The 314-nt window shown below is 63.4% G+C and carries 1 protein-coding gene; it reads right to left on the bottom strand.

Annotated elements, in window-relative coordinates; all coding sequences use genetic code 11:
- A partial coding sequence (locus TSA66_RS26425) for an acyl-CoA dehydrogenase family protein (RefSeq protein WP_269748406.1) occupies window positions 1–314 on the bottom strand: 314 nt, incomplete at both ends.

Below are 314 nucleotides of genomic sequence, written 5' to 3'. Positions count from 1 at the left end.
GCTTGCCGAATTGCTTGCGGTCCAGCACGTACTGGCGGGCACGGTGCCAGCAATCTTCGGCCGCACCCAGCGCACCCCAGGCAATGCCGTAGCGCGCCGAGTTCAGGCAGGTGAACGGCCCCTTCAAGCCGCGCACCTCGGGGAAGGCATTTTCTTCCGGGCAAAACACCTCATCCATCACGATCTCGCCAGTGATCGAGGCGCGCAAGCCGACCTTGCCGTGGATGGCTGGAGCGGACAAGCCTTTCCAGCCCTTTTCCAGCACGAAGCCACGGATCTGTCCCTCGTCATCCTTGGCCCACACCACGAACACG

Source organism: Noviherbaspirillum autotrophicum, from assembly GCF_000818395.1.
GTDB lineage: Bacteria > Pseudomonadota > Gammaproteobacteria > Burkholderiales > Burkholderiaceae_D > Noviherbaspirillum > Noviherbaspirillum autotrophicum.
The sequence above is the reverse complement of the archived record's forward strand: the minus strand, read 5'-3'. Positions and strand labels throughout refer to the sequence as shown.